This is a genomic window from Streptomyces sp. NPDC048825, from assembly GCF_043198355.1.
Lineage (GTDB): Bacteria > Actinomycetota > Actinomycetes > Streptomycetales > Streptomycetaceae > Streptomyces > Streptomyces xiangluensis.
Genome location: NZ_JBICUR010000009.1, coordinates 174,470 through 190,767, shown reverse-complemented (window position 1 = coordinate 190,767; position 16,298 = coordinate 174,470). Strand labels below are relative to the sequence as shown.

13 protein-coding genes are annotated in these 16,298 nt (G+C 70.8%); 6 read left to right on the top strand and 7 right to left on the bottom strand.

The features are described from left to right. The first annotated feature begins 1 nt into the window (after position 1). Positions 2-2,839 carry an NHLP bacteriocin export ABC transporter permease/ATPase subunit gene (locus tag ACGFNK_RS22845; RefSeq protein ID WP_393418560.1) on the top strand — a complete coding sequence of 946 codons (2,838 nt, stop codon included), beginning with the start codon at positions 2-4 and terminating at the stop codon, positions 2,837-2,839. 86 nt (positions 2,840-2,925) lie between these two features. On the opposite strand, the gene ACGFNK_RS22840 is transcribed toward ACGFNK_RS22845, so the two are convergent. Beyond that, complete coding sequence (locus ACGFNK_RS22840) at positions 2,926-5,973, bottom strand: helix-turn-helix transcriptional regulator (protein WP_393418558.1); 3,048 nt, start codon at positions 5,971-5,973, stop codon at positions 2,926-2,928. 231 nt (positions 5,974-6,204) lie between these two features. Here ACGFNK_RS22840 and ACGFNK_RS22835 point away from each other — a divergent pair, with 231 nt between their 5' ends. The 3 genes from ACGFNK_RS22835 to ACGFNK_RS22825 all read left to right on the top strand — a co-directional run bounded on the left by ACGFNK_RS22835 (position 6,205) and on the right by ACGFNK_RS22825 (position 8,235). Then, on the top strand, positions 6,205-6,840 hold the full coding sequence (locus tag ACGFNK_RS22835) for a hypothetical protein (RefSeq protein ID WP_393418556.1): 636 nt from the start codon (positions 6,205-6,207) through the stop codon (positions 6,838-6,840). A 34-nt stretch (positions 6,841-6,874) separates the two neighbouring features. Next, complete coding sequence (locus tag ACGFNK_RS22830) at positions 6,875-7,630, top strand: dienelactone hydrolase family protein (RefSeq protein WP_393418554.1); 756 nt, start codon at positions 6,875-6,877, stop codon at positions 7,628-7,630. Positions 7,631-7,737: 107 nt separating this feature from the next. Then, the gene (locus ACGFNK_RS22825; protein ID WP_393418552.1) at positions 7,738-8,235 is read left to right on the top strand and encodes a methyltransferase family protein; all 498 of its coding nucleotides are present in this window, start codon (positions 7,738-7,740) and stop codon (positions 8,233-8,235) included. A 33-nt stretch (positions 8,236-8,268) separates the two neighbouring features. Here ACGFNK_RS22825 and ACGFNK_RS22820 read toward each other — a convergent pair whose 3' ends face one another. Both ACGFNK_RS22820 and ACGFNK_RS22815 read right to left on the bottom strand, forming a co-directional pair. Beyond that, a complete protein-coding gene (locus tag ACGFNK_RS22820; protein WP_393418550.1) occupies positions 8,269-8,805 on the bottom strand; it encodes an SRPBCC family protein in 537 nt (178 codons plus the stop codon). A gap of 6 nt (positions 8,806-8,811) precedes the next feature. Then, entirely contained in the window at positions 8,812-9,186 is a 375-nt protein-coding gene (locus ACGFNK_RS22815) for an ArsR/SmtB family transcription factor (RefSeq protein ID WP_393418548.1), read from the bottom strand. 210 nt (positions 9,187-9,396) lie between these two features. Here ACGFNK_RS22815 and ACGFNK_RS22810 point away from each other — a divergent pair, with 210 nt between their 5' ends. Further along, the gene (locus tag ACGFNK_RS22810) at positions 9,397-10,812 is read left to right on the top strand and encodes a glycoside hydrolase family 43 protein (RefSeq protein ID WP_393418546.1); all 1,416 of its coding nucleotides are present in this window, start codon (positions 9,397-9,399) and stop codon (positions 10,810-10,812) included. Between the two features lie 56 nt (positions 10,813-10,868). On the opposite strand, the gene ACGFNK_RS22805 is transcribed toward ACGFNK_RS22810, so the two are convergent. After that, positions 10,869-11,555: an SDR family NAD(P)-dependent oxidoreductase gene (locus ACGFNK_RS22805; protein ID WP_393418544.1), complete on the bottom strand. Its 687-nt coding sequence runs from the start codon at positions 11,553-11,555 to the stop codon at positions 10,869-10,871. 78 nt (positions 11,556-11,633) lie between these two features. After that, positions 11,634-12,374 (bottom strand): SDR family NAD(P)-dependent oxidoreductase, encoded by a 741-nt coding sequence (locus ACGFNK_RS22800; RefSeq protein ID WP_393418543.1) that lies wholly within the window; start codon positions 12,372-12,374, stop codon positions 11,634-11,636. A 93-nt stretch (positions 12,375-12,467) separates the two neighbouring features. Between ACGFNK_RS22800 and ACGFNK_RS22795 the strand changes: the two genes are divergently transcribed. Further along, positions 12,468-13,076 (top strand): TetR/AcrR family transcriptional regulator, encoded by a 609-nt coding sequence (locus ACGFNK_RS22795; protein WP_393418541.1) that lies wholly within the window; start codon positions 12,468-12,470, stop codon positions 13,074-13,076. 105 nt (positions 13,077-13,181) lie between these two features. On the opposite strand, the gene ACGFNK_RS22790 is transcribed toward ACGFNK_RS22795, so the two are convergent. Then, on the bottom strand, positions 13,182-14,453 hold the full coding sequence (locus ACGFNK_RS22790) for an MDR family MFS transporter (RefSeq protein ID WP_393418539.1): 1,272 nt from the start codon (positions 14,451-14,453) through the stop codon (positions 13,182-13,184). After that, positions 14,450-16,297 carry an ABC transporter permease subunit gene (locus ACGFNK_RS22785; RefSeq protein WP_393418537.1) on the bottom strand — a complete coding sequence of 616 codons (1,848 nt, stop codon included), beginning with the start codon at positions 16,295-16,297 and terminating at the stop codon, positions 14,450-14,452. The genes ACGFNK_RS22790 and ACGFNK_RS22785 overlap by 4 nt, the downstream gene beginning before the upstream one ends. Position 16,298: the final 1 nt, after the last annotated feature.

Genomic DNA, 16,298 nt, shown 5'->3' with positions numbered 1-16,298 from the left:
GATGACATCCGTACCCGACCAGCACCAACAGCCGGTCGCCGAGGGCGACTACGTGCTCGCCGCGCTCGGCGGCATGGGCACTCCGGTCGACGGCTCCGGCCTCACCCGCCTGGACCTCGAAGGCCCGCACGTGCTGTGGCTCGTCGCTTCCGGCGCCATGGACCTCTTCGCGGTCGACGCGGTCCAGCAGGGCCACTGGCACCACCTCGGCCGCCTCGAAGCGGGCACACTGCTGCTCGGCCCGGTCGCGGGACCGCAGCACAGCCTCGTCGGCAGGCCCCTGCGCGAGTGCGTCCTGCGCCGTATCGAAATGCGGGAGCTGTACCAGCCGCCGCAGACCGAGACATGGACGTACGACCCGTACGGCAACCCCGTGTTCGTACCCCCGGCCACCAGCCCCCTGGAGTACGCCCTCTCCCTGGGTGTCGGCCGGGGCCTGGCCATCCTCTTCGAGGCGCCCCTCGCGACCGAGCGGGGCGCGGCCCTGACCGACGACGACATCCTGTGGATGCAGGTGCCGCCGGGCAGTGTGCAGTACGGGTCGGTGTACGGCGCCGAGGCCGCGGCCGATCTGCTGGTGGACCCGGCGATGTGGCAGGCCATGGTCGATCAGCAGTACCGGCTGCTCGCCACCCTCGACCGCTGGATCGAGCAACTGGAACGCACCCATGAGGACCGTACGGCCGAGGGCATCAAGGCCGGTGAGGAGGTCCGCGCCCGGGCCGACCGCACCCTGATCGCCTCCATCTCCAAGCGCTCGGGATCGACCGGGCCCGCGGCGGACGCCGACGCCACCTACGCCGCCTGCAAGCTCGTCGCCCGCGCTGCCGGGCTCGCGCTCGCGGACCCCGCGCAGAGCGGCACGGAGAGCGACCGACTCGACCCCGTCGAGCGGATCGCGCTCGCCTCCCGCCTCCGTACCCGGGCCATACGCCTGGACGGGCGCTGGTGGCGCGACAACATCGGTCCGCTGGTCGGCCACCGGTCCGCGTCCGGCGCTCCGGTCGCGCTGCTGTGGCGGCGCGGCGGCTATGTGGCCGTGCACCCGAGCGGTCGTGAGACACCGGTCGAGAAGGCCAACGTGGCGGAGTTCGAGCCGCGCGCCGTCATGTTCTACCGGCCGCTGCCCGAACGCCGGCTGGGCCCGCTCGGGCTGCTGCGCTTCAGCCTCCGCGGCACCGGCGGCGATCTGCGCAATCTCGCGCTCAGCGGACTTGTCACGGTGGCGCTGGGCGCGCTGGTGCCGATCGCGACCGGGCAGGTGCTCGGGGTCTATGTGCCGAAGGCCCAGGAGAACCTGATCGTCCAGTTCTGCCTGGCCATCATGATCGCCAGTGTGGTGTCGGCGGCGTTCATGCTGATGCAGAACCTCACCATCCTGCGGATGGAGGGACGTATCGAGGCCACGCTCCAACCCGCCGTGTGGGACCGGCTGCTCAGGCTGCCCACGAAGTTCTTCACCGCGCGCTCGACCGGCGAACTGGCCAGCGCCGCCATGGGCATCAGCTCGATGCGCCGCATGATGGCGGGCATCGGCCCGGTCGTCGTCCAGGCGGGCACGGTCGGCCTGATGAACCTCGTCCTGCTGCTCGTGTACAGCGTCCCGATGGCGCTGGCCGCGATCGGCATGCTCGTCGTGATCGCCGCGGTGTTCCTCGGGCTCGGACTGTGGCAGGTGCGCTGGCAGCGCCGCCTCGTCGTGCTGAGCAACAAGCTCAACAACCAGGCGTTCCAGACGCTGCGGGGCCTGCCCAAGCTGCGGGTCGCGGCGGCCGAGAACTACGCGTACGCGGCCTGGGCGAGCGAGTTCGCGCGCAGCCGTGAGCTGCAGCAGCGGGTCGGGCGGATCAAGAACCTCAACACGGTGCTGGGCGCGGTGTATCTGCCGCTCAGCTCGCTGATCATCTTCATGCTGCTGGCGGGACCGGCACGCGGGTCGATGTCGGCCGGCGCCTTTCTGACCTTCACCACCTCGATGACCATGCTGCTGACCTCGGTGACCCAGCTGACCGGTGCGTTCGTCTCGGCGGTCGCCGCGCTGCCGATGTTCGAGGAGATCAAGCCGGTCCTCGACGCGACGCCCGAGGTCCGTGTGGCGAGCACCCGCCCCGCCGCGCTGTCCGGCGCCATGGAGGCCAAGAAGCTGTCCTTCCGGTACACCGACGACGGCCCGCTGGTCCTCGACGGCGTGTCCTTCGCGATCCGGCCGGGCGAGTTCGTGGCGATCGTCGGTCCCAGCGGCTGCGGCAAGTCCACCCTGCTGCGCCTGCTCATCGGCTTCGACAAACCGGTCTCGGGAAGCGTCCTGTACGACGGTCAGGACCTGGCCGCACTCGACCAGTCGGCCGTACGCCGTCAGTGCGGTGTCGTGCTCCAGCACGCGCAGCCGTTCACCGGCTCGATCCTGGACTGCATCTGCGGCACCGAGCCGTACACACCCGAAGAGGCCATGGCCGCCGCCGAGATGGCCGGACTCGCCGAGGACATCAAGCGCATGCCGATGGGCCTGCACACCATCGTCTCCGGCAGCGGCGCGATCTCAGGCGGCCAGCGCCAGCGGCTGATGATCGCCCAGGCACTGATCCGCCGGCCACGCATCCTCTTCTTCGACGAGGCGACCAGCGCCCTCGACAACGAGACGCAGCGCCGGGTCATCGAGAGCACCCACGCGCTCAACGCCACACGTGTCGTGATCGCACACCGGCTGTCGACCGTGCTGGACGCGGACCGCGTCATCGTCATGTCCGAGGGACGCGTGGTGCAGCAGGGCCCGCCCGCGCAGCTGCTCGCCGACACGAGCGGGCGGCTGCACGAGCTGGTACGACGCCAGATGGCGTGAGTGACGCCGAAAGTCCTGTACGAGCGCTGCGGTCTCGGGCACTGGGACGCGTTCCCCCGGCGGTCGGGCGCCGAAGCGCTCCGGAGTCACTGCCCGTGCGAGTACCGGCGAGCCAGGATGCGCAGGGCGGCCCTGCTGTTCTGACCGGTGCGGTCGCGAAGACTCGCCAGGTGCTTTTCGACGGTGCGTGGCGAGAGGAAGAGCTGCTCGGCGATCTCCTGGTTGCCCAGCCCCCGACCGAGCAGGCGCAGCACCTCGTACTCCCGGGCGGTCACGCCCGTCCGCCGCAGCTCCTGCGGAATCGTGTCGTGGCCCTGTCGGCGACGGGGAACGGGAGAGCCCGCTTCCCGCAGCAGGGCGCGGCAGGCTGCCGACACCCGTGTCGTGCCCCGGTCGTGGAAGAAGTGCTCGGCGGCGCGCAGCCACTCGACGGGACTTCCCCAGTTGTCGGTGAGTGCCGCCTGAGCGCCCAGGCGCAGACACAGGTGGCGGGCCAGGGGTATGACGTCGGTCCCGGCCAGGGCCTCCTCAGCCGCCTTGGCGGCCTCGGCGGCCCGGCCTTCGCGGCCCAGCAGCACGGCCCGGGACCAGCCGACGAAGGGCCGGTCCCAGTGGGCCTCGGTGAGCCGGCCGGCGACGGCCCCGTCCAGCTCCGCCCAGCCGGCCGCGCCCCGTACGGTACGCAGGAGCAGGTACGGACCCAGAAAGCCGGTGACCCCCCGGGTGCTGGGCAGTGCCCGCATGACCTGGTCCGCCTCGGTGAACTCGGCCATCGCCCGGTCGTGTTCCTCCCGCAGCAGGGAGCAGACGCCCCGGGCCCAGCCCCACACGGAGGTGTCGGCGTAGCCCCAGACCGCTCCGGCGCTCCCTCCGGCCAGTGCGTTCTCCAGGATGTGCAGCGCGGCCTGGAGTTTCTCCCGCTCCCCACGGACGGCGGCGATGATGGCGTCCATTCCGGCACCGAGCAGCTCCACTTCTTCCAGCCGTAGTCTGCGAGCCGTCGCCCGGAGCCGCCGGGCGGAATCAGCGGCCGCAGCCAGGTCGTCGCGCAGCACATGGGCGAGCGTCAGATGCATGTCGGCCCAGGCCGTCATCAGCACCGCGCCGGTCTCGTCGGCCGCCTTCCGCGCGGCCAGCAGCCGCTCGGTCCCGGTGAACCGGACCCGGTCGAGCGCGCCGAGTTCCAGCAGGCCGCGAATTCGCCAGACCGGCAGCGCGTAGGTCTCGGCCGTGGCCACCAGACGCTCGAACACCTTCTCCGCCTCGGCCAGGTCCAGGGGCCTCAGGCAGTACCCGAGCATGTTCAGCGCCTTGCAGCTCACCTCCGGCAGACCGACCGCCTCGGCGGTCGCCACGGCCCCTTCGGCCAGGGCCCTGGCGCTCTCCAGCCGGTCCGGGCGCTGTGAGTTGAGCACCAGGTGCGCGGCGACCGCGTCCAGGGCCGCGCGGGACGCAGGGTCGGGCTCGGCACCGAGCAGCTCCCGCGCACGCCGGACGGCGGTCAGGCCCTCCTCCCAGCGCTGGACGGTGGCCGCGGCCCCGGCCTGCGTCAGGAAACCCGCGGCACGCCGGGCGGGCGGCGCGCCCCATGCGGTCAGAATGCGGTCCAGCCGGGCGCCGAGCTCCGGGACGCGCTGGACGTCGCCCGTGAGGACGAGTGTCCGCAGCAGCTCCTCCAGGAGCCGGGCCACGGCCTCGGGCGGGGCGTCCGTGGCGTCGGCGGTCAGCTCCAGGCCCCGGTCGAGGAGTTCCATCGCGGTCAGCAGGGCACCCCGCTGGACCGCCTGCCGGCCGGCCCGGGTGAGCAGCACGGCCGCCCGCGCCCGCTGCCCGCCGGCGACGCACAGCTCAGCGGCCAGGCGGTACAGGTCGTCGCCCGAGTCACCACCGATCAGACCGTGGGTCTGCCCGAGCCGCCCTGCGCCTCCCGTCCCCCGCTCCGACGCGTCGGCGGACTCGGTCGCGTGGCTCGCGTGGGCGGACTCGATGGCGTCGGCGGCGGCGAGACAGAGCGCCGCCCGTTCCGCGGGCAGCAGCCGGTGGGCGATGGCATCGGCGGTCAGGGCGTGGCGGAAAATGTGCCAGCCGGGCTCCTCCGCGGTGGGGCCGTGGGCGGTGCCGTCGGCGACCAGGTGAGCGCGTGCCGCCTGCCGCAGCTGGCGCAGCGCCGTCGTCCGGTCGAGCCCGGCGACACGGGCGGCGACGTCCACGGGGAAGCGCCTGCCCAGGACGGCCGCCGCTTCCAGGAGCGCGACTCCGGGCGGTTCCAGGTGGTCCACGCGCTGGAGGACAGCGGCGGCGACCGTCGCGGGTACTCCGGCGTTCAGCGCGCCGGTCACCGTCCAGCCGGCGCCCTGCCGCTCGACGAGGTCGCCGCTGTCGACCATGGCCCGCAGCAGTTCCTCCACGACGAAGGGGACGCCATCCGAGACGGCGTGCAGGCGGTCCAGTACGGCCGCCGGTACCTTGTCGGCGTCGTCGTGACCCAGACAGCGGGCGGCCAGTTCCGCCGTATGGGCGGGCCCGAGGCGGGCCAGGCGCAGTGTGCGGGCCGCACGGCGGGATGCCGCGGCTTCGGCGAGGTCGAGGGCGGGTCCGGGCCCACCGCGCAGGGTGGCCAGCAGGACGGCCCGCTGGCCGGGAAGGTTGTCCGTGAGGTAGTCGACGATGGTCAGTGTGTCGGCGTCCGCGTCGTGCAGGTCCTCCAGCACCAGAACGCAGCCACGGGTGCGTCCGAGGACACCCAGGAGCCGCAGCACCGCCTCCGCGTAGCCCACCAGCGGCGCACCGTCCTGCGGCGCCAGCCCGCACAGCCGCGACAGCAGCGGCTCGTAGGGGCCCAAGTCCCCGTCCGCGGGCGCGCCTTCACCGCGCAGTCCGGAGAACACGGCCTCCGCCAGCGGGCGCAGTGGCACCGCGCGCCCGGCGGATGCGGCCCGCCCGCGCAGCACCCGTAACCCGGTGCGTACGGCTGTGGCTGCGGCCTCCTCGACGAGGCGCGACTTGCCGATGCCCGGCTCGCCCAGCACGAACACCGACGAGCCCCGCCCTTCGCCCGCCGACCGGCCTGCCTCGGTCAGAAGGTCCAGTTCCGGTCCTCTGCCGACCAGCGTCGGTGACGACAACGACGACACTCAGGCCCCCTGTGCCCTCTTCCGGGATGCCCCGGCCGCCCCCTCGAATACTCCTTCGAGTTCATACAGCGTAGTACCCACGAGTCACAGGGGCCGCACAACTAGATGGGGGCGCTTCCCCCATGTCCGCGGCCGAGGCGCACGGCACGCTCTTCTCCAGCAGGTAGGGGGGACAGGGCATGTCCGGGGGACATGCCCTGTTGCTGTTCTTTCTTCGATGGGGGGTTCCCAATGCCTTCAAGGTCTTCGGTTCTGGTCACCGCCGGGCTTCTGGGTGTGGTCCTGTGCGGATGCTCGTCGCTCACCGGAAGTTCGGAAGTGGGTGCGGGCACGTCGTCGTCGAAGGGTTCGGCAGCGGACGGGCCGGAGGTGCCGGATTCCGTCCTGGACCTGGAGCGGGTGTGCACGGACGGGCTCGGCTTCTCGGGGATGCCCGCCTACGACCGTACGAAGAAGACCGTGCACCCGGCGATGCTCATGAACAACCCCGGCGACAACTGGTCGCAGTTCGAGCCGCCCGCCGGCGACTTCCCCAAGGGCTGGTTCCTCGGCTACTCGGACAAGCCGGCCGCCGCGGAGCTGGTCGTCTGCCTCGAGCGCACCAAGGCGACCCCGACGGGCAAGGTGTGCGACATGGAGACCGATGACGGCAAGCCGCTGAAGATACGCACGTACAACACCTCGTACCAGCTGAAGGTCGTCGAGGCGCGGACGGGCAAGGCACTGTACGAGCACACTGGTGAGGCCAAGTCCGACGAGTGCCCGGTGTACATCCTCACCTCGGAGGGTGAGGACAAGGACAAGTACTACAACGAGGTGCGGCCCAAGGACTACCGCAAGCGCGTCCAGCCCTTCATCGCGCCGTAAGCCGTCCCGCCCCCACCCTCCCCTGGAGGACAGCGTGCCCGCCACGACCACCGCCGTCGATCTCACCGAGTTCAGCGCCGCCCTCGGCGGCTCCCGTCAGCTCAGAGGCCATCTCACCCGGCCCACCGGGCCGGGCCCCTGGCCCGGCGTCGTCGTGATCCATGAGGCGCTGGGCATCAACGATGTGATGCACCGTCAGGCGGAACGACTGGCGAGAGCCGGGTACCTCGTCCTCATGCCCGACCTGTTCACCGACGGAGGGGCCGCACGCTGCCTGGTGCCGACCTTCCGGGCCGCCCTGTCCGGACGCGGCCGAGCCTTCCATGACATCGAGGCGGCCCGTACCCACCTCGCCCGGGATCCCGACTGCACCGGGCGGATCGGCGTCATCGGCTTCTGTATGGGCGGTTCCTTCGCCCTCCTCGCCGTGAGCGGTGGCGACTTCGACGCCGCCTCCGTCAACTACGGCCGTCTGCCGAAGCATCTCGAACGGGCGCTCACCGATTCCTGCCCCGTCGTCGCGAGTTACGGAGCCCGCGACCGGACACTGAAGGGCGCGGCCTCCGGTCTGGAGGCGTCGCTCGACCGGCTCGGCATCGTCCACGACGTCAAGGAGTATCCGGAGGCCGGGCACTCCTTCCTGAACGACGCCGAGGTCGGTCCACGCGCCCTGCGTCCGCTGATGCGTGTCGTCGGAATCAGGCCGCACCCGGAGTCCGCCGTCGATGCCTGGCGACGCATCGACGACTTCTTCGCCACGCACCTCAAGCCGGAAAGCCGGGAGGGCTGATCGACCAAGGGGGCGGCTGCACGAGCTGGTGCGGCGGCAGATGGCCTGATGGAGCGAACGGGCCCGCCAGGGTTCACAACTTGTCGTGCGGCGCCCATGGTGGCGGTATGCGCAGATCCGCGGCGGCTGTCGGCAGTTCGCTGTTCCTCGCACTCGCGCCCGGCACGGTGGCCGTACTGGTGCCGTGGTGGCTGACGGGTTGGCGGGCAGTGGACTGGTGGCCACCCCTGCGAGGGCTGGGGATCGTGCCGCTGGTGGCGGGCGCGGTGGTACTGCTGTCCGCGTTCGTGCGGTTCGTGGTGGAGGGGCTGGGCACGCCCGCCCCCGTCGCGCCCACCGAGCACCTCGTCGTGGGCGGGCTCTACCGGCACGTACGCAATCCGATGTACGTGGCGATCGTCGCCGTCATCGCGGGTCAGGCACTGCTGCTGGCGCGGCCGGTGTTGTTCGTCTACGGCGCGCTCGCCGGGCTGGGGATGTGGGCTTTCGCGAGGGGGTACGAGGAGCCGGCGCTCTCGCGGCAGTTCGGCGAGGACTACGAGCGCTACCGGGACGCGGTGCCCGGCTGGTGGCCCCGGCTGCGCCCCTGGCGCGAGCCTGAGTGACGCGCATTCGTGTACCGGCGGTAGCCGACAGGGTCAGCTCGCGTCGTCCATGCCGGGTACCGGTGCGCCCGACGGGGCTCCGGCACCGACGTAGCCGCGGTAGAACTCGTGCCACTGCGGAGTGTCACCGGCGTGCGGCCCCGCGAACCGCTCGCCGCGGGCCCATACGTCGAGGGCCATGAGGCACACCTCCCAGCCCGCGCCGTTACGGGCAGCCGTGTTCTCCTCCACCAGCACGTTGGTGAGCGTGAAGCGGGTGCGCTTCTCGTCCAACTCCTCGAGGTCGAAGTGGAGTTCGTCGCCTCCCCAGCTGAAGGAGAGGTGCCGGGGCGCGTCGACGGCGAGCACCTGGCCCATCGTGTCCACCGTGTTCGGGTCATCGCTGAACTTGATCGTGCCGCCGACGCGCAGTTCGATCTCGGCGCGGGACGGGAACCAGTGGGCCAGTTCGTCGGTGTCGGTCACGAACTGCCAGACGCGATCGATGGGGTGGCCGTAGACGCGGGTGAAGCGGACGGCCGAGCGGCCGTCGTCCAGAGTGAGGTAGGTGCCGGTGAGTTCGACGGACATGGTGACTCAGTCCTTCGGGTCGTGGGCTCGGTTGTCCTCGTCCGACGACTCCCCCATCGTCGCTGCTGTCGCCGCCGTCTCGTCCAGGCGGCGCCCGAGCGCGTCGAGGCTGTCGTTCCACAGTTTGCGGTACGGCGCCAGCCAGGCGTCCAGTTCCGCGATCGGCGCCGGATCGAGGGTGTAGACCCGGCGCTGCGCGTCCTGCCGTACGCGCACCAGGCCCGCCTCGCGCAGCACCTTGAGGTGCTTGGACGTACTGGGCTGACTCAGACCGCAGGCGTCGGCGATCTCACCGACGGGCCGCGGACGCTCCAGGAGCAGACCGACGATGACCCGCCGGTGCGGGTCGGCGAGTGCGGTCCACAGGGACGCATCGGACATGGATTCAATATGCCTCTACAGTTATATGCCAGTCAAGGCATACATGGTCCAGAGCAAATGGCCCGAGATCGAAACAGCATGCGGGGCCACAACAGCCATCCCTGCCCCATCCGTTGACTTCCTCCTCACACGGCTCTACGTTCGGCGCGCTCGCTCGTTCGGATTGCCGATCCATGTTCGACATTTCGACCACACCTCCCTTGCCTTGAAATGGAGCCTGACGTGAACAGACCCTCGGACGCGGGCGGGCCCTCCCGCCGGCTCTTCCTCGGCATGGCCGCCACCGTCCCGGTGGCCATGACCGGCGCTCTCAGCCTCGGCGCCGGGAGCGCGAGCGCGGCGACCGGGCCGTCGTACGTGATGGGGTACTTCACCGAGTCGACCAACCTCGGCGCGGGCACCGACTACGGCCTCCACCTCGCCGTCAGCACCGACGGCCTCCAGTGGCTGCCGCTGAACCAGAACAACCCGGTGGCGACCCCCACCCAAGGCGCCCTCGGCCTGCGCGACCCGTTCATCATGCGCAAGCAGGACGGCACCTTCGTCGTCCTGGCGACCGACCTCCAGGGCACCGACTGGAGCCGTACCAGCGTCAACATCCATGTCTGGGACTCCACGGACCTGCGCACCTTCACCGGCTACCGGCTGCTGAAGCTGCACGACATGACCAACACCCACAGCTGGGCGCCGGAGGCGTACTGGGACGCCTCACGCGGCCGGTACGGGATCCTCTACTCCTCGGTGAACAGCAGCGGCCACAACGTGATCATGGTCAGCTACACGACCGACTTCCGGACGAGCGCCAGCCCACAAGTCTTCTTCGACCCCGGGTACGACGTCATCGACGGCAACCTGGCCGTGGGCGTGAACGGCGTCAACTACCTCTACTACAAGGAGAACCAGACGCTGGTGGGGGCGCGGTCCACCTCCCTCAACCCCGGCAGCTTCACCAAGTTCAGTACGCCGGTCGCGCACGGCGGCACAGAGGCGCCGATCCTGGTGAAGGCCCACACGTCCAGCACCTGGTACCTGTGGGGCGACACCTACACGCCCAACGGCGTCTTCTACGCCTGGCAGACGAGCAACCTGGCCTCCGGCACGTGGACCCCCGTGGACCAGCGGCTCTACACGCAACCCCTCAACTCCAAGCACGGCACGACCGCGGCGATCACGGGAGCCGAGTACGACAACCTCGTCGCGCGCTACGGGGCACCGGCCTGGAACAGGCTCAAGTCGTACAACTATCCGGCCCGTTACGTCCGGCACAGCGGTTACGTCGGCAGGATCGACCCGTACCCGATCGACCCGTACGCCGACTCCCAGTGGAAGCTGGTGCCGGGCCTGGCGGACTCAGCGGGGGTGTCCTTCCAGTCGGTCAGCCACCCCACCCGCTACCTGCGGCACTACAGCTACAACCTGCGCCTCGACGTGAACGACGGCACGACGGCGTTCGCGCAGGACGCGACGTTCCACCGGACCGCCGGCCTGGCCGACTCCACCTGGGCGTCGTTCCGCTCGCACAACTTCCCGACGCGCTACATCAGGCACTCCGGGTACGTCCTGCGGATCGATCCCGTCTCGACGGCGAGTGAACGGGCCGACGCGACCTTCCAGGTCGGCTACTGACACCCGGCGATCGAGGGGCGGCGCAGTCGTGCCACCCCTCGATCGTTCCTACACGCCTACCAGGGCAATTCCCCGGTTTCGTCTTGGAAAGTCCCTGTCGGACCGTCCGCGTCGAGAGTTGCCAGACGCACGACAGTTCTGGCGCTCTCTTCCACTGGCCTTCCGATTCCGAAGGCCGCGGTCATATCGGTGGCGGTGGTGCCGGGCTCAAGTGCATTGAACTTGATGCCCGGCTGGGACTTGGCGTACTGGACCGTCAGCATGGTCGCTGCTGACTTGGACGCAGAGTAGAGCGCAAGCGGCACGTTGAACTCCGGCCGGTCGGGGTTGTTCACTGCCCAAAATGACCCGAGGCTGCTCGAAACGGTAACCACGGCAGGGTTCGATGATTTGCGCAGTAGGGGAAGTGCCGCCTCCGTGACCCGCACGACTCCCACCGCGTTGGTGTCGAAAATTCGCAGTGCCGTGGGACCGTCGAGGAATTCGTTCCCGAGGATGCCCGCGTTGTTCACAAGAACGTCGAGCCGGCCCTCAGCCGAGTCAATTGTCGCCAGCGCGCTGCTCACCGACGCGTCGTCGGTCACGTCGAGCTGCACGAATCGTGCGCCAAGCGCTGCCGCAGCCTTTACACCTCGCTCGACGTCACGCGCGCCGATGTAGACAACGTGGCCCAACTCCAGAAGTTGTTTGGCTGTCTCGAAACCGATGCCCTTGTTGGCCCCAGTGATCAGTGTGACGGTCATGCGTCTCCTCTAGATATACGTCGCCCGAACTGGCCGGCCGAGCGCCGCCGTCCTCGCCGGATGTGACGGTCGTGGAACTCAGATCTGGTTCAGGCCGCCGTCGACGTACAAGCTCGAACCGGTGATGAAGCTGCTCTGCTCGGAGGCGAGGAAGGTCACGGCGGCGGCGACCTCCTCCGGGCGCCCGAGCCGGCCCAGCGGCACACGCGTAGCCAGTTGCTGCTTGAAGTGCTCCGGGGCGGGAGTGAGCGCCGACAGTGCAGGAGTATCGGTCGGGCCGGGCGTGATGGTGTTGACCCGGATGCCGCGTCCCTTGAGTTCGTTGGCCCAGGTCCGGGAGAACGATCGGGTGGCGGCCTTGGTCGCCGCGTACACGCCGAGCGCTTCATCGCCGACGTCCACGTTGGTAGAGCCGTTCAAGATGACCGAGGCGCCGTCGTTGAGCAGGGGCAGCGCCTTCTGAACGGTGAACAGCGTGCCCCGGACGTTGATACCGAAGAGGGTGTCGAAGTGCTCCTCGGTGACCTGCTCAAGCGGCACGAGCGAGGCGACGGAGGCATTCGCAAACAGCACGTCCAGGCCTCGTCCCCGGCTACGGATCGTCTCGTAGAGCCGGTCCAGGTCGGCCAGGTTCGAGATGTCACCGGTCACCGCGGTAGCCGCTGAACCGATCACCTCGACGGCCGCGTCGAGTTCGGTCTTGCGTCGGCCGGTGATGAACACGTGTGCGCCCTCGGCCGCCAGCCGGATGGCACTGGCCAGGCCGATTCCGGCGCTGCCCCCGGTGACGAGAGCGGTCTTTCCCTCAAGTAATCCCACGTGAGTAGCTCCTTCGACTTCTGTAGCGATCGCTGCGGAAGTCGAACGTTAGCACTTCTGCAGCGATCGCTGCAGAAGAGGTAGGCTGCGGGGGTGGAGATCAAACAGAACGGCCCCATCGGCCGACCGCGAGGATTCGACGCCGACGAAGCTCTCGAGCGCGCCATGCTGGTCTTCTGGGAGCACGGCTACGAGGGGGCCAGCACGGCCTGCCTGACGAAGGCGATGGGCATCTCCACCACCAGCATGTACGCAGCCTTCGGCAACAAGGAAAAGCTGTTCTGCAAGGTTCTGGAGCGCTACACCGAAGGCCCGAGCGCATACCTGCCCCGGGCTCTGGAGGAGCCGACCGCCCTCGGCGTCGCCACCGCGATCCTGGCCGGCACCGTTCGGACCACCACCCGCCCGGCCCATCCCCACGGGTGCCTGGGCGTCCAGGGCGCCCTGACCACCAGCGACTCCGGGCAGGAAGTCCGTGACCTCCTGGTCGCCTGGCGCGACAACGGCTACTCCTGCATCCGAGAGCGGTTCCAGCGCGCCGTCGACGACGGCGACCTGCCTCCGCAGACCGATCCGGGGCTACTGGCCCGCTACGTCACCACCTTCGCCTACGGCATCGCCGTACAAGCCGCGAGCGGTGTCGGCCGCGATGAACTCCAGGAGATGGCCGACGCCGCCCTACGCAACTGGCCGCTCTTCTGAGAACCGCCCGGCGTGCGTCTTGACGAACTTCCGCTATCCCCTCCAGGCCCCGCCACCGTCCGAAGGTCACCGTGAAAAGACTTCAGTTCCGCTGAACTTCGGGCCCTACGACGACTGCGAGTGACGAGGCAGCAGGGCGACGGACGCAACGGGGATCGCGGCGAGAACCAGCCAGGGCACGGCGGGTGGCAGGCCCACGTCGAGCAGTGAGCCGGTGCCCGCGCTGCCGATCAGGACGATCAGGCCGGATACGGAGGACAGGGCGCCCATGTAGAGGCCGAGGCGGCCGTCCTCGGCGAGATCCGGCACCCAGGCGCGGGCGGCGGGCGCGACGAGCATCTGGCCGAGCGTGAGCAGCACGACGAAGCCCGCCGCGGGCAGCAGCCCGGCGTTGCCCGTCCACCCGGCGGGCCGCGCCGCGGCCACCACCGCGAACCCTGCGGCGATCAGCAACAACCCCGCGGCCATGGACCGGCGCAGGTCGAGCCGGTCCCCGGCCCAGCGGGTGAGGGGCAGTTGGGCGGTCACGACGAGCAGCGAGGACAGCGCGAACAGCCACGCCAGCGGCGCCTGCGAGCCCGCCGCCCGCTCCACCTCGTCGGGGAGGATCAGATACAGCTGGTTGTACGCCAGCAGGTAGGCGCCGTACGCACAACACAGCGCCAGGAAGCGGCGGTTGCCCACCAGCACGCGGGCTCCGCCCTTGACCGCGACCCGTTGCCGCCCCGGGATGTGCTGCGGCAGCAGCCGGAGATGCCCGGCCAGGACGAGGACGAAGACGCCCGCTCCCGCGAGGCACGCCACCCGGAAGTCCACCGCGAGCAGCAGCGCACCGAGGAACGGCCCGACGAACGCTCCGGCCTGTCCGGCCACGGTGAACAGCGCGAGCACGCCCGTACGGGGTCCACCGCCCGTCTCCTCCCACACCACGGCCTGGCGGGCGACCTCCGACTCGACGGCCGGGGAGAACAACGCGGCGGCGAATCCGATCAGCAGGACGGCCCCGATGACCGCCCAGGTCCGGTCCGCGTACCCGAGCCAGGCGAACCCGGCGATGCGCAGGGCACAGCCGGCGAGCACCACGGGCCGTACGCCATAGCGGTCGGCCAGCGCGCCGCCCACCACGAACAGGCCCTGCTGGCTGAAGGTCCTCAGGCCCAGGACGAGTCCGACCATCCAGCCCGCCATGCCGATCGCGGTGCCCAGGTGTTCGGCGAGGAAGGGCAGAACGGCGTAGAAGCCGACGTTGAAGGCGAGTTGAGTGAGGATCAGCAGGCGCAGCAACGGGTTCAGCCGGCTCCAGGTGCGCAGGCGCGAAGCACCGGCACCGGTCTCCGGGTCCGCCGCCTTGGCCTCCTCGGTCGGCTGCCGGGTCATCGGGACTCCTTGGTTGCGGTGGTGGCGGGCTGCTGTGCAGCGGGCGCGGACCGGGGGACGGCGAGGGTGGTCGGCGGCTGTGCGGCGACGGGCTTCGCGAAACGTCGGCGTCGGCGTCGCGGTCCCCAGGGCCACCGCACCCCTCCCCCGGCCGTCACTGCCACCGCGCCCAGCAGGGCGAGCACGGCGGCCGGGGCCAGGACGGCCCACGGGGCGCGTTCGACGTACGGCTGGTTCTCGGCGAGCAGCAACCCCCATTCGGGGGACGGTGGTTGGGCTCCCAGACCGAGGAAGCCTAGGGCCGCGAGGGCGAGGGCCACGCCCGGCAGGCGCAGGAGTGCGTGGCGTACGACCGGGGGCAGGACAGCGGGGAGGAGTTCGTGGCGGAGGAGGTAGGACGGGCCGGCGCCGAGCCCTCGGGTCGCCGTCAAGTGGGTGGTGGCGCGCTCCTGTTGGAGCAGTGCCGAGGTGTGGGCGGCCAGCGGCGCCCAGGCGACGGCGGTCACGGCGAGGGCCGGCGTCCAGCGCCCGCTCCCCGCGACCGAGGCGACCAGGAGTCCCGCGAGGACCGGCGGTATGGCGTTGACCGTGTCCAGCAGCGGTCCGGACAAACGCGGCAGCAGCCCCAGTACGACCCCCACCACCAGCGCCGCCGCGCTCACCGCGATGGCCAGGGCCAGCGTGTCCAGCGCACCGTGCCCGACCCGGGCCAGCACGTCGCGGCCGAGCGCGTCCGTGCCGAAGGGGTGGGCCCAGGACGGCGGTTGGAGCCGTGCCGTGGTGTCCAGCTCCAGTGGGTCCCGAGTCAGGCCGAGCGCGATGACGGCGAAGAGCAGGGCGCTGTGGAGGAGGGGCAGTGTCGTGGGACGCGGCGGCGCCGGGCGGTGCAGCGAGGAGAGCGCGCCGTCGCGCAGGGCGGGTCCGACGAGCAGCCGTGCCGCGAGCCGGGCGAGGCCTCCGGCTGCCGCCGCGAGCAGGACCAGGGCGAGCGTTCCGGCCTGGAGTACGGGCAGGTCCTGCGCCACCGCGGTCTGCAGGCTCAGCCGTCCGAGCCCGGGGATGTCGAAGATCTGCTCCACGGCGACCGCACCGCCGGTCAGACCGACGACGAACAGGCCGACGTTCGGCAGCAGTCCGGGCACACAGCGGCGCAGCGCCTGCCGGGCGATGCTGCGGCCGCGGACTCCGCGGGCGGCGGCCGCCAGCGCCCAGGGTTCGGCGAAGGCCCCCGGCAGCATGTCGCCGAGCAGCCGCCCGAGCAGCGCGCCCGCGGGCAGGCCCAGCGACAGCGCGGGCAGCACCATCCACTGGGGCCCGTACCAGCCGAGCGCGGGCAGCCAGCCGAGCTGTACGCCGACGACGGCGGCCAGCACGGACGCGGTCAAGAAGTCGGGCAGCGTGGACAGGAACGCCGAGCCGGTACCTGCCGACGGACGCCCGGCGAGTTCTCGCCGCGCCCCGAGCTTCAGCGTCCGCGCGCACACCGCACCCGCCGTGACCACCGCGACGGCCAGCGCCCCGGCCATCAGCAGCAGCGAGACCCCCAGCGCCTGCAGGACCGCCGGCGTGACCTCCTCTCCGGAGATCCACGACCGGCCCGCGTCACCGCGCAGCAGCCCGCCGAGCCAGGTCCCGAGCAGCTGCAACGGGCCTGCGTCCAGGCCGAGTTGGGAGCGAACGGCCTCCAGCGCCTCGGGCGTGGGGTCGCGTTCCGCGGACCGCGCCTTGAGCACGGTGAGCGCCGGATCGGTGCGCGACAGCCACGGCAGCAGCCCGACCCCGCACAGCAGCGAGCCGACGAGTACGGCACGCCACAGCGGCACGAGCCCCCGTACGACAGTCACG

What these genes read in the sequence shown, in the direction of transcription:
- ACGFNK_RS22845 (WP_393418560.1), top strand. Translation starts at nt 2, where the DNA reads ATGACATCCGTACCCGACCAGCACCAACAGCCGGTCGCCGAGGGCGAC.
- ACGFNK_RS22810 (WP_393418546.1), top strand. Translation starts at nt 9,397, where the DNA reads ATGGAGCCTGACGTGAACAGACCCTCGGACGCGGGCGGGCCCTCCCGC.
- ACGFNK_RS22790 (WP_393418539.1), bottom strand. Translation starts at nt 14,453, where the DNA reads ATGACCCGGCAGCCGACCGAGGAGGCCAAGGCGGCGGACCCGGAGACC.
- ACGFNK_RS22805 (WP_393418544.1), bottom strand. Translation starts at nt 11,555, where the DNA reads ATGACCGTCACACTGATCACTGGGGCCAACAAGGGCATCGGTTTCGAG.
- ACGFNK_RS22835 (WP_393418556.1), top strand. Translation starts at nt 6,205, where the DNA reads ATGCCTTCAAGGTCTTCGGTTCTGGTCACCGCCGGGCTTCTGGGTGTG.
- ACGFNK_RS22820 (WP_393418550.1), bottom strand. Translation starts at nt 8,805, where the DNA reads ATGTCCGTCGAACTCACCGGCACCTACCTCACTCTGGACGACGGCCGC.
- ACGFNK_RS22825 (WP_393418552.1), top strand. Translation starts at nt 7,738, where the DNA reads ATGCGCAGATCCGCGGCGGCTGTCGGCAGTTCGCTGTTCCTCGCACTC.
- ACGFNK_RS22815 (WP_393418548.1), bottom strand. Translation starts at nt 9,186, where the DNA reads ATGTCCGATGCGTCCCTGTGGACCGCACTCGCCGACCCGCACCGGCGG.